Origin of the sequence: Natronolimnohabitans innermongolicus JCM 12255 (assembly GCF_000337215.1) — an archaeon.
GTDB classification, from domain to species: domain Archaea; phylum Halobacteriota; class Halobacteria; order Halobacteriales; family Natrialbaceae; genus Natronolimnohabitans; species Natronolimnohabitans innermongolicus.
On record NZ_AOHZ01000041.1, the window covers coordinates 157,167 to 177,893 of the forward strand.

Below are 20,727 nucleotides of genomic sequence, written 5' to 3' on the forward strand. Positions count from 1 at the left end.
AGCCGTCGCCGTCGTCAGCCGACGACGATGTAATCGGAATCGAGGTCGATCCCGGTGTCGACGGAACCAGACAAGTCGTCGCCGTCGTCAGCCGACGACGATGTAATCGGAATCGAGGTCGATCCCGGTGTCGACGGAACCAGACAAGTCGTCGCCGTCGTCCTGACTCGAGCTTCCGGGCCCGATCTCGGGAGCGCCGGAGCCGGTGGCGCTCCCCTCGAGGGACGGGTCGGCGGTCGCCGGCGCGTCGGCGTCGCTCCCGGTGCCGTGGTCGAACTCGGGCGTGGTCGACTCGCTGGCGTTCCCCTCGAGGCCGGGATCGACGTCGCCCGGCGTTCCGGCGTCACCGCCGCTGCCGCGGTCGATGTCGGTCGAATCGCCGCCACCGGGCATGATCGTGATGCTCGGTGTCCCAGGGTTTACATCCGCTCGATCGACTCGTACGTAGACGATGAGGTCGTTGAAGTTCGGGTCGCCGGAACCGGTGTTTTCCAGTGCGCTGTTCCAGAGCGCGTCGATATCGTCGTCGTCTTCCGTACAGTCGGAATCGGCCATGCCACACTCGGTTGTCGTCTCGAAGAGGAAGATAAACTCGTTGTCCTCGAGGTCGAGTTCACCGTCCGCCCAGAGGCTGTCGCGATCGATCGCCGGGTCCGATACGTCCGCGAGAATTTCGTCGACGCTCTCCTGTTCTTCGTTCCCCGGTTGGAGCGCCGGCAGTACGTTGTCGTCGGCGGTCCGGACCCGGAGATTCTGTTCTTGCTCATCGGCGGTCGCGTCAACCGGTTCAACGAGATAGTCCTCCGACGTGGCGTCAAACTCCTCACACCATTGGTGGAAACCTGTTCCGAAGCTGTTCGATCTCCGTACCTCTTCGCGGAGGTCACATCCGGCAGTGTCTCCAGGCAATCCATACGATCGCGATGCCAGCGTTAGCGTCGCCTCTTCGTCAATATCGACCGTCGTATTGTAGACGTGCATCCCTTTATTTTGCCAGGCAGGATACGTGTTGATATTGTTACCGCCCTCAGGATTGGTGAAGACGTGCTCCGTGTACGTCTCACCGCCGCGTTCCGTCAAGACTTCGAGAGTCATAGAGCCAAGTTGGTGATCATCGGGTTCGAGAATGCTTCTGGAGAGTCCGGAAACCTGTGAACTTAGCACCGAAATTTCAGCGGTCGCATTATCGATATTACCCAATCCAACGCGGCCTGGGTCTACACCTGCAGTAACAGTGAACGCCGTCGTTATCTCGTCGTCCTCAGTCGCGATCGTCGCCTCGTACTCGCCGTCGATGAGCGCGCTCTGGTTGAACTCGAGGTCGACCGTTCCGTTCTCGCCGAACGATCGCTCGACCTCGCTGGCGTCGATTTCGACGTCCTCGTAGGGGTCCTCCTCGAGTTCGTCGGGCAGGTCACCCAGGAACTCGAGATCGAAGTCGAGTGGTTGCTCGTCGTCCTCGATACCGGTGTTGTGGACGTTAGCACTGATCGTAACGGTCTCGTCGACGCTCGCGTTCCCGTCGGTCAGCGCGAAGTGACTTCCCGGTTGGCCGATGTAGAACGAGCCCGTCTCGTTCAGACTGCTGTTCTCGGCCTGTACGTCGTATTCGTAGACCGCCCCGTCTTCGAAGTCGTACTCGGCCGGATCGACGCCGAACGCGGCCGACGTCCGCTCACCGCTGTCGAGCGTGATCGCTTCGTCGATCTCGACGCCGGCTTCGGGGATCGTCAGTGTCGCCTCGCCCGTGACGTTATCGTACGAATACGTGCTCGCGATACCGGCGGTGACCGTGAACGGGTCGCCGTCGTTCCGGACGATTTGCTCCCTGTCGACGCTCGGATCGTCGACGCCCTCGTCTTCGACGACGACGAACGCCTCGTCGTCGCCGCTCGCTTCGCCGACGATCGTCCCCTCCCACACCGTTTCGTCGTCGATCTCGATCGTGACGGCGTTGCCCACCGGTGGGAGCGCCGTCCTATTCAGCGTCCACTCGAGCGAACTGTTGCCGCCGATATCGACCCCAATGCCCTCGACGGACGTCGAGAACGCGTTCCCGTCCGCGTCGGTCAGATCGTCGAGTGTGAGCGTCGCGGTCGCGTCGTCGACGTCCTCGAGGCCGATGTTCGTGGCGTCGGCGCTGATCGTCACCGTTCCGTCCTCGGTTTCGTTCTGCGCGACGTCCGCGTCGAACTGCGTCCCCTCCGCGCCGACGTAGAACGTCCCGGTTTCGGTCAGGCCGCCCCCGTCTGCGACGACGTCGTACTCGTAGACGGTTCCGGGTTCGAAATCGCCGTTCTCGAGGGCGACGTCGAACGTGACCGTTCCGTTCTCGGCGCTACCCAGCGTGATCGACTCGTTGATTTCGATACCGGCGTCTGGGATCCTGAGCGTCACGTCCCCGTTCTCGGTGGACGGATACGTGCTCGTGACACCGGCTCGAACGGTGAACGTATCGGAGTCGTTTCGGACGACTTGCTCTCGTTCGACGGTCGAATCGTCGACCCCCTCGTCTTCGACGACGACGAACGCGCCGTCGTCGCTGCTGGCTTCGCCCTCGACCGTGCCGGAAGCGACTTCCTCGCCGTCGATCTCGAGCGTAAACGCGTTCTCCCCTGCCGGTAGTGCGCTCGTGTTTATGCTCCACTCAACCGTTCCCTCTTCACCGTACTCGAGGTGCGGTGAACGAGTATCGGTGATATCGGGGTATTCGTCGAACGTCAGGGTTACGTCCCGTTCGCCGCCTTCGATACCGATGTTCCGCACGTCGAGACCGATCGTTGCGGTTCCCTCGTCGACGGTCGGTTCGACGAGTCCGTTCTGGGGACCTGTACTCTCGAATTCGATCCCGTCTTTCCCGTAGTAGAACGACCCCGGCTCGTCGGTTTCGTCCTCGTCGTCGACCGAAATCGTGTAGTAATACATTTCTCCGGGCGTGAGATCGTCGTAGAGTTGCTCGTTCCCTACGCCAGCGGAGAATCGAACACCGCTTCCGGAATCGGAGATCGACCGACTCTCACCGCTGTCGATAGACAGCTCGACGGTCTGACTGGCAATGACCTCGTCTGGATCACCATCCCATATCGAGACCGTGACGTTTGCGCTACTATCACCGTCCTCCCCACCGGTATTTCTGATCGTGCCATCGATCAAGAACGCCGACCGCTGCGATGGTGACTCGGACAAAACTGCCGGTTCAATCGGTTTTCCGTTCGTCTCCATGAGGCCCAGATCTTCCTCGATAACGAACGTCGGTGACTCCGTGACGTCCCGAACCTCTTCAATCGTCACTTCGACCGTGTCGTCTGCCTTGAGATGCTGAACAGCGACTTCGGGGTTCTCGTCGGCTTCGAGCGCATCCTCGAGATACGTGTACCACGCGTCGTGGTAGGAGCTCTCGATGCGGAACGCGATATCGCTCTCATTGTCACTGCACTCGTCCGCTGCCGCTCTGATATCGTCAGTTAGTTCGGTCGACTTGGTATGATCGGATTCCGCCGCCAGTTCCGAGCCACTGATCTCTCCTTCGTCGAGTTGCATGATGTGCAACTGCAACGAGTCGTCGTCGTAGCCGATCCGCGGCTCGGAAACAACCGACGTCTGATCACCGTCGCGTTCCCAGATCCCACCGCCTTGGTGGACAATCGTGCGATCTCCCTGATCGATTTCGAGTGCGCGAAGCTTGCCAGCTGCTTGACACGTGCTGTCTCCCACGTCATCGAATGGATCACCTTCGTCAGCATCGTACCACTCGACTTCGATCGATCCGTCGTCGACGATAGATACGTCATCACTCGAGGAAACGCCGAGTGACTGTGGACCGTCCGAGAGTGTCGCGGTCGAGAACGCGTGATCGATTTGATCCATTTGCATGTGTCCGCGCTCACGCTCGTTTTCACTCTCCAACGCATCAAATAACGGTCCAGCAGCCATGGCAACCAAGAGCGCACCTAATATAACCATCCCGAAAAGGAGTACGAAGCCAAGCACGGGTGGTCCACCACGCTCCCCACCAGAATCACGTTGATTCCTGATACGTCCCCATTTCATTTCCACATTATTATACACGCGATATTATATATTTTACTGACTGTGTTCAGATTGTAGCAAAAACACAATACCATAGAGCACGATCAAAATGTGTGTCGTATATTCATCAATAAGTTGGAGAAACTTACTATTCCACGATAATTAACACACACGTGCCCATTATTCTAACTCCCTATATGGGCACTTCCCGAGTAATTGCTTGATTGACCGAGTGTATTAAGTTAGTGACTGTATTGTAGCAGTGTATGAACGTGGCGAGTAGTAGGAGACAGTACTGGCAGTCAGAGCGTGGACAGTCGACACTGCTGGGAATCGTCCTGCTGCTCGGCATGGTAGCCGCGGGTAGTCTGGGCATCTTGTTGGTCGCTGGAGATGCAATCAATAGCGCAGAACAGCAGTCTGAACAAGAACGGATCGAACAGGCCTTCGTCAGTCTGAGCAACAGTATTACTTCCTCGACGTCATCGGGTGACGTCTCGCAATCGATGGAACTGCACGCTGGAGAACGAGGCGCGATCGCTCATCACGATTCGGCGACGTACGAGATATGGACTCAGAACTACAACGGAACTGAGAATAACACGATTGCAGAAGGTTCAATCGGGACCATCGAGTACGAGAGCGAAGACGGAACGAAAGTCGCCTACGAGGGTGGTGGCGTCTTCCGCGAAACGGGCGAACAAACGCAGGTACTCTCGGCACCGCCGCTCGACTACGAACACGAGACGAGTACGCTCTCGTTCCCGGTCGTGACGCTCACGGAAGAACAGACGATTCGATCGGGCGATGTTCAGATCAAACAGACGAATGTCGAGCCGGAACCGACCAATTACATCCAGAACGATCACGTCTTCGTCGAGATCGAGAGCGAGTACTGCCGCGGCTGGGAGGAGTACTTCACGACGCAAGCCGGTGACACGACCCTACAGGAGTCATGTTTCGACGGCGAGAACGAGGACGGCGTCGTAAAAGTCAGACTCGGCTACGACGATCTCGATAACGCATTCTCCGCTGGTGTATCTCTTCCATCAGACGACAATCTCAACGATGATAATAACGTATTTACTGACGTTGATACTGGAACACAGTACCAACCGCTAGATGGGACCGTGACGCAACTGGTATCTGATTTCGAGAACGGTTCAGCACAACACATTCAAGATGTCGATGAGAAAACCACAGGAGAATATTACGCAGATGAAATCGACGATATGGACGTTGAATTCAATCTTTCGGATGGGGATGCGACACTCGCAGTAGATGGCGATATCAGAGTACTTGATTCAGAGATAAGCGTTACAGATTGTGGTGAGGACGGCAATAATCAACTCCGAATTTACAGCACAGGCAATCTCGCTATGGGCGGTGATAGTATAATACAACCCGATTGTGATAGCGGAGATGTAGAAACGATACAGATATATGGAACATCTATGATGGGTATCGATTTTCAAGGCAATCCAACTTTTAAAGGGTTGATCTACGCTGCTAGCGATATTGATCGTACTGACGATGATTTCGACGGATGGCCAATGGACCAGGACGGTAGCAGAGATAATGACTATCAAGTGAATTTTCAAGGATCTAATGAATTTGATGGGGCGATTGTTGCAAATTCAATATATGTTCCCAACAATATGCCACACGGAATAAACGAAAGCGGTCTGGAGGATTCCAATATTGAACTGATTCCCGAAGGCTACGAACCCGCACCACCTCTTACCTACCTCAATCTCGCCGAACACGAGATTGAAATTAAAAACTGACTGATTCGTTCTTCTATACGGCGTCTTCAATCGTTTCCTTCACTTCTTCCCAGACCTCCTCGGGCGCCTGCTCCCCGTCGACGCGCTCTAAGTCGCCCTGCTCGTCGTAGAACTCGATCACCGGCTCGGTGTTCTCGCGGAAGACCCGCAGTCGTTCCTTGACCGTCTCCTCGGTGTCGTCGTCGCGCTGCTCGAGGCGGGCCTCGATTTCCTCGTCTTCCGGTGGGTTGTACTCGACGTGATAGATTTCGCCGGTTTCGGGGTCCATCCGTCGTCCCGTCAGTCGGTGGACGAGTTCGTCCTCACTGACGTCGAGGTAGAGCGCGAGGTCGAGGTCGGTCATTCCCTCGAGTTCCTCGGCCTGTTCTAAGTTCCGTGGGTAGCCGTCGAGGACGAAGCCGTCGGCCTGGTTAAGTGCTTCGTCGACGATGGCGTTGACGACCTCGTCGGGGACGAGTTCGCCCTGGTCCATGTACTCCCGCGGGGTATCGTACTCCGTATCCATATCGGAGATGTCCATGTCCTTGTTCGCGCGGAGTGCGTCGCCCGTGGTGATGTGGTCGACGTCGAACTCCTCGACGATGTTCGCGCTCTGTGTCCCCTTGCCTGCCCCGGGTGCACCCAGGATCAGAATTCGTGGCTGTGCCATGTTCGCCCGTTCACCGCCGTCACATAAAGGCTTAAAGAAACGACCACATCCGTTCCGGTATGACCAGATTCGACGCCACCGAACCGACGAAGCGGCGTAAGCTCTACGTCGACGCGATTACAGCGCATCGAGAGCGAGGAAGTGCGTTCCTGACCCTCGAGGCCGATACTAGCGCAACCGACGCGCCCGCTGACGAGACGTCGCTCGAAGACACGAACGCGAACCCCGCAGCCGAAAACGGCGACAGCGCGGCCACCGCCGACGGTGCCGACGCAGCGTCCGATCTGGGGGACCCCTGGCTCCAGTTCGGCGACGGAATGATCAACCTCGATTGCACCGATGCGGAACTCGAGTCACTCAAGTCGCTGCTCGGCGAGTTTCCGGCGTTCAAAATCGACGAAATTCATCGGCCGGACGACGCGGCAGGCGTCAACGTCAGGATCAGTGCGAAAGCGGATCCCAACCGAATTGCACAGTGTCTCGACGCAATATTCCTGCGCGTCTACGAACTCTCGGACGACGTTCGCGTCTGGGTCGTCGAACTCTGATTCGACGACCGCCGGTGGTATCGAACGGGCCGACCGCGTTACTCGATAGTGAGGCTTCCGTCCCCGTCGCCGTCGTCAGCAGCGCCTTCGTCCCACTCGAGTTCGAACTCGAGTCCGAGTTCGCCCGGACCGTCGGGCGCCGAACTCGAGGTTTCCCGCTCGGCTTTGATTTCGAACGTGGGGCGAGCAGGTGGCGACATCGTGACGGACTCGCCGCCTGCTTCGAGATTGATCGAGCCACCGGACTCGAGGCTATCCGCCACGGTTCGAAGGTAGTCGGCGATCTCGCTTCGGTCCATCTGCCGTTCGAACTTGAAGAGTACTTCTTCAGGCATAGTTGATCTTCGGGTTGAACGGTATAGAGAGTTCCGCCGGGTCGACGTCGGAGGTGACTGGAACTGCGGCGCGCGCGAACAATACGCAACCCGTCGGATGGTGGGAGTTCGATCACCAACGCTCGATGTTGGTTTTCGATCCGAACACGTTCGCTTCGACGGTGGAATCGAGTGTGAATCTGTGTGCAGACGAACACGATTTTCGAGAGACAACGATAGAAAAAAGTCGCTCGACGCTAACCGCGTGTTGAGGGACTGAGAGGAGATGGCAGACGCATATCTGGGACCGGTAATATCCGCCGTACTGGCGGACGACGAGACAGTTCCGTCGGGCCGGTTTCCAAATAGATAAGTGCCCCGGGCCATCATCCTCCGACATATAAGCGGTATTCAAACGAGGTGAATACAATTTACAGCGTACTTACGACCCCGATGCCGCTGCAGGCAGACACGCGTATCGACGTATTCGAGAGCATCTTCCTGGTGTTTCTTGGACTCGGTACGCTCGTCGGTGTCGTCGTAATCGCATACACCTTGTACAACGCGTACAAGTATCGCGATAACGGCGACTTGAAAACCGACGATTCGCTGCCCACGCTCGGGGAGTTACCGACTGGAGGAAAGGGTGGAAAGAAGCTGTTCTTATCGTTCGGCATCAGCGCGATCATCGTCATCTCGCTGATCATCTGGACGTACGGGATGCTCCTCTACGTTGAGGACCCGAGCGATGAGTTCGAGGAGGATCCGATCGAAATCGACGTACTCGGGAACCAGTTCGCCTGGTACTTCGAGTACGAAAACGGCGTCGAATCGATCAACACGATGACCGTGCCTGCCGATCATCCGGTTGCAATTGAGGTGACCGGCGGCGACGTCTGGCACTCCTTCGGGATCTCAGACTTACGCGTGAAAGCGGACGCGATCCCGGGTGAGTATGACGAGACGTGGTTCATGGCCGAAGAAGCCGGTGAAGAACACACGATCGAGTGCTTCGAGCTCTGTGGCGACGGCCACAGCGCCATGGACGGCACCGTCCAGGTCATGGAACAAGACGAGTTCGACGAGTGGCTCGACAACCAGCTGGCACTCGACATCGAAATCGTAACCGAAGACGAAGAGTCGGCTGCTGACGCCGTCGACGAACTCGAACTCGTCCACGTCGAGGACGGCACCGAGTACACGTTCGACGCTGACGACTTCGACGAGGAAGGCACGCTCGAACTCAACGAAGAGCTCGAGCAGGGCGGTGACTTCGAGCTGACGATCGCGTTCGATGAGGAGGTCACCTACGAAGACGAGGCGACTGACACGATCGAAGACTCGTTCTCCGTCACCAGCCCGTCGTCTGAGTCGTACACGATCGAGGCAAACGGTGACGAAACGGATGACGAAGATGACAACGACGAGGACGACGGAGGTGACGACGAATGAGTGACCTTCCACCGATGACGTCGGTCAAGCGCTGGCTGGTCACGACGAATCACAAGGACGTCGGGATTCTCTATCTCGCGACGTCGCTGTTCTTCCTGCTGTTCGGCGGTGTGCTTGCGTTGCTGTTCCGAGCACACCTCTGGGAAGCTGGTGGCACTGGGCTGCTCACGAGCAGCGAGTTCAACCAGGCCGTCTCGGCCCACGGGCTGTTGATGGTGTTCTGGTTCCTCTCGCCGATCGCATCCGGGTTCGCGAACTACTTCGTCCCGCTGCAGATCGGCGCAGACGACCTCGCGTTCCCGCGACTGAACGCCCTGAGTTACTGGTTCTACCTGTTCTCGGGGATCCTGATCGCGATCTCGTTCTTCCAGCAGGGTACGTACTCCGGTGGCTGGACGATGTACGCCCCGCTGAACGTGCCGACGTATACGCCTGCACTGGAAGCGACGACGGGTGGGAATACGGCCGTTCTCGCCCTGATGCTGTTCGTCTTCTCGATCACGCTCGGGACGGTCAACTTCCTCACGACCATTCACCGCTCGCGCGCTGAGGGACTCGGGCTCTGGAACATGCCGATGTTCACCTGGTCGTGGCTGCTGACGGTCTGGATGATGCTGTTTGCCTTCGCGGCGCTGCTGGCAGCACTGCTGTTGATGTCGATCGACCGGCTGTTCCTGACCCAGTACTTCATGACCGATCAGGGGTCGGGGCTGTTGTGGGCCCACCTGTTCTGGTTCTTCGGCCATCCGGAGGTTTACATCGTCTTCTTCCCCGCGCTGGGGATCATGTTCGAGACGTTCCAGACCTTTACCGGTCGCCGACTGGTTGGCCGCAAGTGGGTCATCATCGCGATGGTCCTCGTTGCCGTCCAGTCGTTCCTCGTCTGGATGCACCACATGTTCCTGACGACCATCAACCTGGAGATCACCACGTTGATGATGGCGACGACCATCGGGATCTCGCTGCCGTTCGACCTGATGGTCTTCGCGCTGATCTACACGATGGTCAAGGGACGCGTGCGGTTTACCACGCCGTTCCTGTTCAGCCTCGGAGCGCTCGTCCTGTTCATCCTGGGCGGGATCACGGGCGTCTTCCTCGGCGCCGTCGTCCTTGACTACGAGTTCCGCGGCACCTACTGGGTCGTCGCCCACTTCCACTACGTGATGGTCTCCGGTGTGACAGCCCTGATCGGCGGGCTCTACTACTGGTGGCCAAAGATCACCGGGAAGATGTACTCCGAGACACTGGGCAAGCTCAACTTCGCCGTCTACTTCGTCGGGTTCAACCTGCTGTACTTCCCGATGTTCCTCGCCTGGGAGACCCCACGTCGTGTCTTCCACTTCGACTCGAGCATGGAGGTCTACCACCAGGTCGCGACCGTCGGGGCGTTCATCCTCGGCGCGTCGTTCCTGATCATGTTCGCGACGTTCATCCACAGCTGGGTCAAGGGTCCCGTCGCCCCCGACAACCCCTGGGAGTTCTNATCATGTTCGCGACGTTCATCCACAGCTGGGTCAAGGGTCCCGTCGCCCCCGACAACCCCTGGGAGTTCTCCCGAACCGCCGAGTGGGCAATTACGTCGCCACCACCGCTCGAGAACTGGGACGGACGACCGTCCTACGCCAGCGGCCGCCTCGAGTTCGTCGACGACTCGAAGGCCGCAACTGACGGCGGTGTCGCTGCCGGTCACGGTGAAGCGACCGCAGCCGAACACGACCACGAAGAGCACGCCGACCACGCCAGCATCTGGCCGTTCGGCATCGGCGCCGGCCTCTTCACGTTCTTCCTCGGCCTGAGCGGTATGACGCCGTACATGGTCGAGTTCGCAGAGGAGCGCGGGATCAACGAACTCGACCACATCTCCAGCTTCGGCCACGCTGCCGAGCCGAGTATCATGTATCCGATCATCACGGTACTCGGCCTGGTGATTCTCGGCTACACGCTGTTCAAATTCGGCGTCGAGAAGTTCAACGCTCCGGAGATGCCGATCGCCGAGCGCTGGCCGTTCGAGGGCGTCGGCAACACCAAGTTCGGTGTCTGGGTGTTCCTGGCCTCCGACGTCGTCGTCTTCGGCGCCGCGATTGGGGCGTTCATCTTCATGCGCCTCCACATGGGCTGGGGCGAGTGGACGACAGTGCCGTTTGCCTCCTGGCCCGGCCTGCTCAACACCTACGTCCTGTTGACCTCGAGTTTCACGGTCATCCTCGCGCTCGTCTTCGCCGAGCGCAAGAACAAGAAGGGACTGCTCGGTGCCATGAGCGCGACGCTCTTGCTCGGACTGACGTTCATGAGCGTCAAGGCCTACGAGTACAGCGTCAAGTTCGCGGAAGGCGACTGGTGGTGGAACGGGATCGAATACTCGATCTACTTCGTCACCACGGGTCTGCACGCCCTGCACGTGATCCTCGGACTGCTCATTGCCATCTTCATGATCTACCGGATCGTGAGCGTCGATGCGTACCTCGAGGATCCCCGGCCGGTGGAGTTCTTCGGCCTCTACTGGCACTTCGTCGACATCGTCTGGGTGTTCCTCTTCCCGCTGTTCTACCTGATGTAGCGGTCTCCCGCTACGTCAACCGATTCTCGGTTTGCGTTTCTGACGACCACTCGCCTCGAGCGGTGGCTCGGCCGCCGTCAACAGAGCGAGGGCGTGGTCACTGACTTCTCCACCGTCCAACAGCGCCACGTCGTGCGGAGATTGACGCTATGGCGCTCGGTACGCTGGCGTCGCACCGAGCGCTGTCCGGCTCGCGAGTTTCGCTGCACCCCTCTCGAGAGCCGTGTCCGCCCGGTCACGTGGCGACGAATGCGTCGTCGACTCGAGTTGCCGATTCGGTGCCGGGGTCGGGAACGAACCAACTCGGACCGCCTCATCGGTCGCTTCGATCAGCCATGGCGACTGTATCTGACAGCGTTGATCGATCGTATGAGAAGCTATAAGTGACCGTCAGCCACATTCTACACCAATGGCTGACGTTCGGACGTACTCCATCATATACGTCGTACTGTTGGTGTTGGGGACCGCCAAGTTCGTGTTCTTCGAACTGGACCAAATATTCACCGAGCAGATGGCGATTACCGGCACAGTAATCCTTGCGGTTATCAAGTCGCTACTGATCGCCGGCTTCTACATGCACCTTCGTGAGGAGCCACGGTCGATCTCCTACATGATGACTATTGCAGTGTTCATGGTCTTCCTGCTCACCGTCGCTGCCGGCTACTCGATCCAGTAACCCGACCCAGTTCCACACCCGGTCGTCACGAACGAATTCCGCATTTGGTGTTCGACTGTCGACGGTTGTTTTCCAGGCGTTTGCGTTTGGCTCGAGCGACGCGTTTTCGATACCTGTGTGCCAAGCAATTCCACGTTCGGATCGATTGCCGTTCAGTTCATCGCGTGGGCCAGTCTGATCGGTAGCGGCGCTCGGCGCGCGGGCCTGGATCGAGACGACTCGAGGCCGACACGGCCAGAGCGGAGTCGCACGATACATGACGGTCTGGTCTGGTCTGGTTCCCACGAAAACAAAACACTCGGCGTGACGTCTAGCTGAGCGTATTCTCCTCTGTGCTGTACTCGGTGCATGGCTACCACGACTATCGAGGAAACCCACGTCTCGAAGGTGTTCGTCGCTGCGGATTACCGAACGGTCTGGGAGTACATCACCGATCCGATGAACGTCCCCGAATGCTACCCCAACTGGACGACGAGCGTTGCGCCGGAGAAGAGACATTACCGCGGGGTTGGTACCAGGGGAGATGAGTTCACGATGACGCCACATCTCGACGAGGAGTCTGGTGTGGTCGACTTCGAGATCGACGCTGGCAGCCCCGTCGAACGCCCACGTTCGCGACTGTTCGCTATCGACGAGCACCACTGCCTGCTGATTCACCTCGCGGTCCGCTGGGAGGGTGTCGATGACCACGGGTGGCAGGAACACAAGCGCGAAACTGACGAGGATCTGGGACGGATGAAACGACTCGTCGAGATAGACAGTTAGAGGTAATATTCGGTTCGAAGACTGCCAGTGAGGAGATATCGCCGTACACTGCGGCGTACACTCGTAGACTGACGTGCGGGCGTCCAGTTATTTTATGACACGGTTTCAAAACAGACCTTGATTTAGGGAGACTAAATCTATGAAAATAGTCTATCTAATAACTCACCAAATACTTCTTCCAACCGCCGAACAGCATCGGGGGTGATTCGTTGAGCAGCCATTGGTTCGACGATTCGAGATGCAAATACGGCAGCAGCAAGTTCCTCGTCATTCCCCAATCGATAATCAACGAATGGACCATCAGTCTCGATCATTGGTCCGTGTAATCGCTCAGAAAGTGCCCGCACCTGTGTTTTTCATCGACGGATCGGAACAGTTGTGGTTGCTCTTCGACGATCTCGAAGTTCACGTTTGCTTTGACGCGAGAGACAAACCAGCCGTCATTGGCGTCAATACGGTTGAACAGCCAGAAATCGTAGTAGCCAAGATCGAATAGCGCCAGCTACCCACTCTCCGGTGGGTAGCTGGCTCCGTTCGTGGGTGCTTGCGTCGGTTGTCTGGAATCGTGTCGGGAGCCCAGTTGTGAGCGATTCGGTGAGATGGAGTTTCGCACCGGCTCGGTCGTCATCGAGTGGTAGACGTCTCTGGCGTCTTGATAGAGCGAGATGATCGTAGCATCAACGATGAGGACGTCTCGAACGATTTCGAGACGTCCGGTAAGTTCGGTTTGGCCCGTGTCGAGATTCTCGATGGTATCATCGGAATCTCTCGAAGGAGTGCAACGAACCCCGGGTTGAGCCAGCCGTGAAACGTCGCATACGAGAGGTCGTCACAGTCTCCCATCTCAACGTAGCGTTCGAGAAACGTCTGAATGGATCGGTCAGATCCGGCAGCAAAGCCGAGAGAAAGCGTGTAAAACAGGGTGACGATGTCGAATTTCCGCTCTCGTTGAATGAGATTCGTTGCGCGAGCACGCTCGCGCAACTCATCAGATGTAAACGCTCTTTAAATGTGGTTCACGACTACTGAATCTGGTGGTCTGTGCACTCTCTCCACCGGACCCGTGCATTCCTAGTTACTGAGGATTCTAGCTCGGGGTTTCTGAATACCTCGATCTGCTAAACTAGAATGGATGGTGAAAACATTGTGAATCAATAATTATTAATAAGCAATTGTGTTAGAAGATCATACAATGGCAAATAGAAGAAAAGTCATTAAGTCGGCAGTAGGAATAACTACAGTCGGAATTATTAGTCAAAGTACAAAAGCTTCAAAATCTGATGTTGGGGGTATTGATCAGATAGGTATTTCAGATGAAGTAGAAGAATTACTTCAAACTGGAAAGATTAATCAAGCAGAGCAATTGATGGAGAGCCACGGTGTGAATTACAGCACCAAAAAGCTGGAAACGGGAGGAGACAGAGAATTTGAAGCACAGGGTCGCTACTCGGAAAGCAATTCGGAACTCTATATGAGTTTAGTGGAAAAGAATGACAATGATGATTTGTATTTAGTTTCGACATATGGCACACTTTCTACACGAAGGGCAAGAATTCGAGATGCTGCGGTGATTGATGACGCTTGTGGTATTGGATGGGATAGTAATGAGTGGACCGCCCGTGGTAGAAACCATTTGAATTACATCGCTAATAGTGATGCATCAGGAGGAGCAGACATTGAAAGGACAGATTTTGACGCTAATTACGGTGTTACTTGGGGAGTTGACCTACCAAGAACACTCGGTGACGATACAAATATATCGCTACAAGCAGATTTGTACAAAACTGGCCCTACCGATCAAGCTCCGGTTTATTTTGATTACATTCATACTTATACCTTCCTTGGCGAAGGGCCATTTGGTATTGATATCCACGTAGATATCTTAGATGGTTCGCTTGGAAGATTGGGAATTGATCTTGTGGATGCTTATGAAGCTTGGGATGCTGAGCTTGAAGTGAGCAAAGGTGAAGATAGAGACGAGTGGTAACGTTTATTGACAGTATTTATTTTTGTTGTGAACAAATATTAGGATAAATCCTGATATGAACTACAAGTAGTTAAATTAAACTATAGATTTAATCATTTCATAGCATGGAATGAAGCAACACACGGCCATTTAAATAAAATTTATTAGCTAAGAGATATAACAACCGATTGTATGTCAGAGTTAGTGGGAATGTCCCTGAGCAGTGCGTGGATAATAGAGGCATTAGTGTTTATACTATTCGTATCAACAATATTGTTACTACTATATGGTTATTTAGGCAGGTGGATTTACCGAGATGCCAAAAAACGCGGCAGTGATTGGGCATGGCAATGGGCGATTGGGATACCGACCATGATTATATTCGGATTGATACCAGGATTGCTCTTACTCATAATATATTTACAACTAGGAGATTATAATAAAAATAATAGATGATTCATTTTCATCCACTGGGACTGGGACTATAATTCCCATCTGTCTTGTTTTTCATGATATGTTTCGAAACCAGTGTTGAGTGCCATCAGCAACTACGCTACTGACTTTCTCCGACGTTCGACGCTCTAAGTAGATCAAAGCTTGTCTAACTAAGATCTCATCTTCGTCGACATCTTAGGCAATCGTGTATATGCTCCCATCAACACGTTTTTGGACTCATATCGACGGGCGTATTCAATAGCAGTCTTCACTCCGTCCAATGGCTCGCTGTCACTACCCCCAATCTCTCGGCGCAGATCTGAATGGATGTCGTTGTATCGTGGAATGTGAGGTACGAGTTCGATAGCAAGTTCCGACACTTGGTTCTTCGTCCGGGGTCGTACCAGGAGTCGATGGATCGTCAAGTTGGTTTTGGAGGACGTTGACAGTTTGTTTCAAATCGTCTATCTTGGTTGTGACGTCACTAAGATCAACGTCAAGCTCACTAGTCCCCTGGATGTCTTCGATTGCGTGCTAGGGAATGTATTCATCTCGAATTTCCCAGCCAACAGCCCTTTGGACAAGTGAAGTGAGTATCTCTTCTTCTTCAAGTACGTCCTTCCACTCCTCTTTCTTCGTCGGAGGGACACAGACGTTGAGTTTAACTTTCCTATACGCACCGTCTGACATACCACCGGCTACGTAGACTCAATAAATAAATGCTAGGACCCCAATGGGGTCACTCGCGTCCGAACATCTGGCGCATCATCGGATGCATTTCCATCATCTGCTCCTCGGCGATCTCCTCGTACAGCTTGTACGTGATGGAGACGGCCAGCAGCAGCCCGGTTCCGGTAACACCGCCGATGGTCCCGAGCATGTTCGCCCAGACGGCGAGTAGCCCGACCAGCGCGCCGCCGATGACGGTCACCTGCGGGATGTACCGCTCCATGACCTTCTCGACGACGCCGACGTTCTGTCGGAAGCCGGGGATCTGCATCCCGGAGTTCTGGATCTGACGGGCCGTCGCTTCGGGGCCCATGTTGGTGGTTTCGACCCAGAAGATGGCGAAGATCGCACCGCCGACGACCATGAACGACAGGTCGATCGAGATGCGGATCAGCACTTGCCAGGCTTCTTGGCCGACGTCTGCAGTCCACCACATCCAGTCCTGGGGCGAGTAGATCGGGTTGAGGTAGTAGAAGAACCCGCCGGTGGGTTCTCCAGCGGAGTAGTCACCCAGCCACGTGGGCATGCCGCCCCACGTTCTGTTGAGGATCTGGCCCATGAACTGAATGTTCGCCTGCAGCGCGCGAACGAGGATCATCGGCAGGACGCTCGCGTAGATGAGCTTCACGGGGAAGCGACCGCGGGCGCCCTTGACCCGAGCGTGACTCAGCGGGATCTCGACCCGCACCGACTCCGCGTAGACGACGATCGCGAAGATGAGGATCGTCGTTACCAGCGCGATTAGCTGACCGCCGCCGTCCGAGAGCATGTACGTGAGCCCGTCGAGCGAGGCGACTGAGACGCCGGTCTGGCCCGTGATGATCTCGTACCAGCTGTAGAAGAACGCCTCCGAGGTCGGGCTAACGAACCCGCTGACGAGGCGCTGGCTGACGCTGGCGATGATGAACAGCCCGATCCCGCTGCCGATCCCCCACTTACTGACGACCTCGTCCATGTAGAGGATGAGGATGCCGCCAATGAAGATCTGGAGGAACAGCAACATCTCGATCTGGGTCTGTCCGAACTCGAGCCCGCCGAGCGTCAGCGACTGCTGGGCTGGCAGGAAGCCGCCGGCGAACACCATCGGGAGCGCAGTCAGCGCCGTCATAACGATGACGAGCAGCTTCTGCAGCCCCTGATAGAGCACCTGGTCTCGCGGATCGTCCGTGTCGAGACCGAGCAGATTCGCCCCGCCGAGCAGCTGTAAGACGATGCTGGCGGTGACGATCGGTCCGATACCGACCTGCATGAGCGACCCCATCTCGCCGGCGAGCACCGAGCGGAACTCGCCGAAGAGGTCGGTCGCCTCTCCGCCCTGCAGTCCGAGCAGGGCGATGTTCGTCAGGAAGAAGTACAACACGAGGATGCCGGCAGTCCACATCAGCTTCCGCTTGAAGGGAACGTGGCCCTCCGGACGGCGCACTGCGGGCATCCGCGTCAAGACCGGTTCAGCGGCTTCCTTCCATCCCATGTGTTAGTCCTCGTCCTGTTCTGCGTCGGCTTCGTCTTCGGCGTCAGCCTCGGCGACTTCCTGGGCTTGCTGGGCGCGCTCGGTGAGCAGCGCCTCGCCACCGGCGGCCTCGAGTTTCTCCTCGGCGCCGTCGGAGAAGGCATCCGCCGTCACGTCGAGTGCGTTTCGGACCTGGCCCGAGCCGAGGACCTTCACTTTGTCAACCTCGTGACCGTCTTCGACGACGTCACGAGCGTCGATCGCATAGCCCTCGTCGGTCTCCTCGGCGTCGCCGTCGGCGACGTAGAGGAGCGCGTCCTCGTCGAGTTTCTGGACGTCGATCTCCGCGACGGTTTCGCGGATGCCCTGCGGGCGATCGAAGCCGTGTTTGCCCTTCGGTTCGTAGTTGTGGAATTCGTGTTTGCTTCGTCCGGCGCGGCCGCGGCCACCGCGGTGGCCCGCACCACGTCGGTTCTTGTGGGAACCGCCGCTGTGCGTACGCGATCCGCGCTGGCGTCGTTTTTTGCTCGTCATGGTTATCGCATCGATTCTAGCAGGTCGTTAATCTGCCCCGTTGTATGCTTTCCGAGTTGTCCGCCACCGGCGGTCGGCTGTTTGATGCCGTCGTGGCCGCCGCGTGGGGGGTGCAGTCGGAGCGTCGGCGAGAGGCCTTCCTCTCGCAGGGTCGTCTCTTCCTCGAGCAGTGCCTCGGCGAGCGCACCGAAGTCGTCGTAGTCGGTGTTCTCGGAGAGCCACTCCTCGTCGACGTCTGCCTGCTTGCCCTCGAGGGGCTCGGCGCGCTTTGCAAGCAGCGTCTCGAGAACGTCTGCGTCGGGTTCCCCGTGGGCAACGTAGTCGTTGACCTTGTTGACCATCCCGACGTAGGCGTCGGTTTCGGGAACGAGTGCGCAGTGGTTGACGCTATGGATGTTCAGCATCTCCAGGGTGTCCTGGATGTCCTGGTTGCGGTTTACTTCACCGCGAACCTGAACGACAGCCTTCATCACTCACTCACCTCGGCTTCCTCTCGATCGGCGCCGTACGACTGTGGGATGCGCGACTGCGAGGCGTTCTCGAGCGCGTTGAACGTCGCTTTTGCGAGGTTCACGGTCGTTCGGGTGTTGCCGTGGCTCTTGGTCCAGGCGTTTTCGATGCCGGCCAACTCGAGGACGTGACGGACGGTGTCGCTGGCGGCCAGTCCCAGCCCTTCGGGGGCGGGGATGACCTCGACCTCGACGGAGCCGGCTTTGCCGGTCGTCTTTCGGGTCAGCGAGTGTGGGCGGTCCGAACGGTCCTCCCACGAGCCCGAGCCGCGTGGCACCTTGATCATGTTCAGCTTCGCGATACCGATTGCCTTCTGGATGGCGGAGCCGACCTGGTCGTCACGGCCTTCCGCGTAGCCGACGTAGCCGTCGCGGTTGCCCACCACGACGACACACCGGAACTTCACGCGGCGTCCGGAGTCGGTCATACGCTGGACCATGTTGATGTCCAGCACTTCGTCGTCCAGTCCGGGGAGGAGCTGGTCGACGAGCTCGGGTTCCTTCAGCGGGAGCCCCGAGTTGAGGGCGGCGTCCATCGTCTCGATGTCGCCTTCCTGGACCTTTCGGCCGAGACGGGTGACCGGTTCCCATCCGCTGTCGTTGTAGTTGCTCATTCGAGAATCGCCTCTCGTACCTCGTCGAAGTGTTCTGGCAGTTCCGTTGCGTCGAACTCACCGCTGTACAGCGGCTCGTCTAGCTGTTCGGCGTACTCGGCGATGTGTTCGCCGCGGGTACGCGACCAGTCTGCGAGCACGCTGTCGTTGTGCGGGATCTCGAGGCCGGCGTCGATTGCGCCTTCCTGAATAGCGAACACCTTGTTTCCGGGTGTCGCCGTGTTGAGGCCGATGTCGAGGACCGCTTCCTCGAGACCGGCGTCGACGGCCCGCTTGCCGGCCAGCAGGCCGGTCAGGTACGCCGCAGAGATGTTGCTCGTGGGGGCTTCCCAGCCGTACTCCTCGAGATCGCTCGAGTGTGCGCTTGCGAGCGTTTCGTCTCCCTGAGGTCCGGGAGTAACCAGCTGCGCCGTAGTGTGCTTGTTGCTCTTGCGAGCGACGAGGCGTGGTTTGCCCGATTTCAGCAGGCGCAACCTCTGGTGGTAGTCCGTCCGGACCTCACGGCGACGCCGCATTGGCACTTTGTATCGTGGTCCTGTCGCCATTATTGGTCACCGTAGTTGTCGTCGATGTAGTTCAACAGGTACCGGACGCTACGGAACTCGCCACCGCCAGCCTTGTTGTAGAGCTCGCGGTACTGCTGGACGGTAATCTCGTCCTGATCGCGGAGTTCACGCAGCTTCCGTCGCTGTGCACGAATCTGGTTCTGCCACTGTTCTTTCTCGTTCTGGCGGGCGCCTTTCTTCCCTTTTCGCTTGCCCGGGCCCTTCTGGTGGCCGTAGGCGCGTTTCTGGTTGCGCTCTCGTGCGCGACCGCGGGAGTTGCCTTTGGCGTCTTCGGCCTGAATGCGACCCTCTTCGACGAGTTCGCGGATCTCGTCGCGGGTGATCGCTTCGGCGATGTCAGCCTGGGCGTCGGGGTCCAGCCAGACGCGGTTTTTGCCGACGTCGAGCACGTCGGCGGCGAGTCGCTTCTGTGCGGAGAGATCAGTCATTGGATTCCACCTCGACTTCCTCGTAGGTCGGGTTCAGCACCCGGATCTCCTGGTCTTCGGCGATTTCCTCGATGCGCTCGCGCTTTCGCGCGCCGACAGACGAGGAGATGCGGACGGCCTCGGTATCGCCGTCGACGCCCTCGAGGTCGTCGGTGTTCTCGACGTAGACCTCTTCGAAGCCGCTGGGGTGTTTGCCCCGGACGGATTCGGGCGTGCGGTAGCCGGCGGAGACCTTCGGGCCCTTGCCCTTGACGCCCTTGCGCTGCTTGGACAGCTGTCCGCGCGGGCGGCGCCAGGATTCGGGCGTCCGCTTTTTCTTGTGGTAGTCCTGTCGGTTGAACTGCGGTTTGCCCTCGCTCTTGCGACGCTGGAGCAAGCGTTCTTCCTCTTCGGAGAGCTCCGGCGTCTTCTCGGTCAGACCGCGGGCCTGCAGTTCGGTTTCGACGTCTTCCTCGGGCGCTTCCTCTTCTTCGACGCCCTCGTCTTCGATCTCGGCCTCGGTGTCGTCAGAGACCTCGAGATCGCCGACGTCGGCCTTGATACGAGCCGCGAGCGCGTTACCGATGCCCTCGGCCTCGGCCAGTTCGTCCTGGTCGGCTTCCTTGATGTCCTCGATGGACTCGAAGCCGGCATCGCGCAGTGCGTCGGCCTTGCTCGCGCCGACGCCGCTGATGTCTTCGAGTTCCTCGGGTCCGTCGTCAGCGGTGTCTTCAGCCATC

General features: G+C 57.5%; 19 protein-coding genes and 2 pseudogenes. 8 read left to right on the forward strand and 13 right to left on the reverse strand.

Annotated elements, in window-relative coordinates:
• Nucleotides 1-87 precede the first annotated feature (87 nt).
• A complete protein-coding gene (locus tag C493_RS08470; protein ID WP_449289425.1) occupies nt 88-4,050 on the reverse strand; it encodes a DUF7289 family protein in 3,963 nt (1,320 codons plus the stop codon).
• 245 nt (nt 4,051-4,295) lie between these two features.
• Between C493_RS08470 and C493_RS08475 the strand changes: the two genes are divergently transcribed.
• Nucleotides 4,296-5,816 carry a DUF7289 family protein gene (locus C493_RS08475; RefSeq protein WP_007259018.1) on the forward strand — a complete coding sequence of 507 codons (1,521 nt, stop codon included), beginning with the start codon at nt 4,296-4,298 and terminating at the stop codon, nt 5,814-5,816.
• Between the two features lie 13 nt (nt 5,817-5,829).
• Here the strand turns inward: C493_RS08475 and C493_RS08480 are convergent, their stop codons facing one another.
• On the reverse strand, nt 5,830-6,465 hold the full coding sequence (locus C493_RS08480) for an adenylate kinase (RefSeq protein WP_007259019.1): 636 nt from the start codon (nt 6,463-6,465) through the stop codon (nt 5,830-5,832).
• 59 nt (nt 6,466-6,524) lie between these two features.
• On the opposite strand from C493_RS08480, the gene C493_RS08485 reads away from it, so the two are divergent.
• Nucleotides 6,525-7,013: a hypothetical protein gene (locus C493_RS08485; RefSeq protein ID WP_007259020.1), complete on the forward strand. Its 489-nt coding sequence runs from the start codon at nt 6,525-6,527 to the stop codon at nt 7,011-7,013.
• A 38-nt stretch (nt 7,014-7,051) separates the two neighbouring features.
• On the opposite strand, the gene C493_RS08490 is transcribed toward C493_RS08485, so the two are convergent.
• Complete coding sequence (locus C493_RS08490) at nt 7,052-7,348, reverse strand: amphi-Trp domain-containing protein (protein ID WP_049889233.1); 297 nt, start codon at nt 7,346-7,348, stop codon at nt 7,052-7,054.
• A 432-nt stretch (nt 7,349-7,780) separates the two neighbouring features.
• On the opposite strand from C493_RS08490, the gene coxB reads away from it, so the two are divergent.
• From coxB to C493_RS08515, 4 genes and pseudogenes are all read left to right on the forward strand, one after another.
• The gene (coxB, locus tag C493_RS08500; protein WP_007259022.1) at nt 7,781-8,779 is read left to right on the forward strand and encodes a cytochrome c oxidase subunit II; all 999 of its coding nucleotides are present in this window, start codon (nt 7,781-7,783) and stop codon (nt 8,777-8,779) included.
• Nucleotides 8,776-11,336: pseudogene (locus tag C493_RS08505) on the forward strand (cbb3-type cytochrome c oxidase subunit I). The gene coxB and the pseudogene C493_RS08505 overlap by 4 nt, the downstream one beginning before the upstream one ends.
• Before the next feature lie 409 nt (nt 11,337-11,745).
• Entirely contained in the window at nt 11,746-12,012 is a 267-nt protein-coding gene (locus tag C493_RS08510) for a cytochrome C oxidase subunit IV family protein (RefSeq protein ID WP_007259023.1), read from the forward strand.
• Nucleotides 12,013-12,360: 348 nt separating this feature from the next.
• Nucleotides 12,361-12,777: a hypothetical protein gene (locus C493_RS08515; RefSeq protein ID WP_007259024.1), complete on the forward strand. Its 417-nt coding sequence runs from the start codon at nt 12,361-12,363 to the stop codon at nt 12,775-12,777.
• A 137-nt stretch (nt 12,778-12,914) separates the two neighbouring features.
• Here C493_RS08515 and C493_RS23020 read toward each other — a convergent pair whose 3' ends face one another.
• Nucleotides 12,915-13,091, reverse strand: coding sequence for a hypothetical protein (locus tag C493_RS23020; RefSeq protein WP_161606889.1), 177 nt, complete (start codon nt 13,089-13,091; stop codon nt 12,915-12,917).
• A 71-nt stretch (nt 13,092-13,162) separates the two neighbouring features.
• A pseudogene (locus C493_RS22180) lies at nt 13,163-13,833 on the reverse strand (IS4 family transposase); the annotation flags it as partial.
• Nucleotides 13,834-13,969: 136 nt separating this feature from the next.
• Here C493_RS22180 and C493_RS22610 point away from each other — a divergent pair.
• The gene (locus C493_RS22610; RefSeq protein ID WP_152421121.1) at nt 13,970-14,764 is read left to right on the forward strand and encodes a hypothetical protein; all 795 of its coding nucleotides are present in this window, start codon (nt 13,970-13,972) and stop codon (nt 14,762-14,764) included.
• 171 nt (nt 14,765-14,935) lie between these two features.
• Nucleotides 14,936-15,199 carry a hypothetical protein gene (locus C493_RS22615; RefSeq protein ID WP_206537594.1) on the forward strand — a complete coding sequence of 88 codons (264 nt, stop codon included), beginning with the start codon at nt 14,936-14,938 and terminating at the stop codon, nt 15,197-15,199.
• Between the two features lie 513 nt (nt 15,200-15,712).
• Here the strand turns inward: C493_RS22615 and C493_RS23025 are convergent.
• Genes C493_RS23025 through C493_RS08560 form a run of 8 tightly spaced genes read right to left on the reverse strand, consistent with a single transcriptional unit; the run spans nt 15,713 to nt 20,726 of the window.
• Nucleotides 15,713-15,868 carry a hypothetical protein gene (locus C493_RS23025; protein WP_161606890.1) on the reverse strand — a complete coding sequence of 52 codons (156 nt, stop codon included), beginning with the start codon at nt 15,866-15,868 and terminating at the stop codon, nt 15,713-15,715.
• 49 nt (nt 15,869-15,917) lie between these two features.
• Nucleotides 15,918-17,378 (reverse strand): preprotein translocase subunit SecY, encoded by a 1,461-nt coding sequence (gene secY, locus C493_RS08530; RefSeq protein WP_007259027.1) that lies wholly within the window; start codon nt 17,376-17,378, stop codon nt 15,918-15,920.
• Nucleotides 17,379-17,381: 3 nt separating this feature from the next.
• Nucleotides 17,382-17,891 carry an uL15m family ribosomal protein gene (locus C493_RS08535; protein ID WP_007259028.1) on the reverse strand — a complete coding sequence of 170 codons (510 nt, stop codon included), beginning with the start codon at nt 17,889-17,891 and terminating at the stop codon, nt 17,382-17,384.
• Between the two features lie 2 nt (nt 17,892-17,893).
• Complete coding sequence (gene rpmD / locus C493_RS08540; protein ID WP_007259029.1) at nt 17,894-18,361, reverse strand: 50S ribosomal protein L30; 468 nt, start codon at nt 18,359-18,361, stop codon at nt 17,894-17,896.
• Nucleotides 18,361-19,014, reverse strand: a complete 654-nt coding sequence (locus C493_RS08545) for a 30S ribosomal protein S5 (RefSeq protein ID WP_007259030.1) — start codon at nt 19,012-19,014, stop codon at nt 18,361-18,363. Before C493_RS08545 ends, rpmD begins: the two co-directional genes overlap by 1 nt.
• A complete protein-coding gene (locus tag C493_RS08550; protein WP_007259031.1) occupies nt 19,011-19,559 on the reverse strand; it encodes a 50S ribosomal protein L18 in 549 nt (182 codons plus the stop codon). The genes C493_RS08545 and C493_RS08550 overlap by 4 nt, the downstream gene beginning before the upstream one ends.
• Nucleotides 19,559-20,008 (reverse strand): 50S ribosomal protein L19e, encoded by a 450-nt coding sequence (locus C493_RS08555; protein WP_007259032.1) that lies wholly within the window; start codon nt 20,006-20,008, stop codon nt 19,559-19,561. The genes C493_RS08550 and C493_RS08555 overlap by 1 nt, the downstream gene beginning before the upstream one ends.
• A complete protein-coding gene (locus C493_RS08560) occupies nt 20,001-20,726 on the reverse strand; it encodes a 50S ribosomal protein L32e (RefSeq protein WP_007259033.1) in 726 nt (241 codons plus the stop codon). Before C493_RS08560 ends, C493_RS08555 begins: the two co-directional genes overlap by 8 nt.
• Between the last annotated feature and the right edge of the window lies 1 nt (nt 20,727).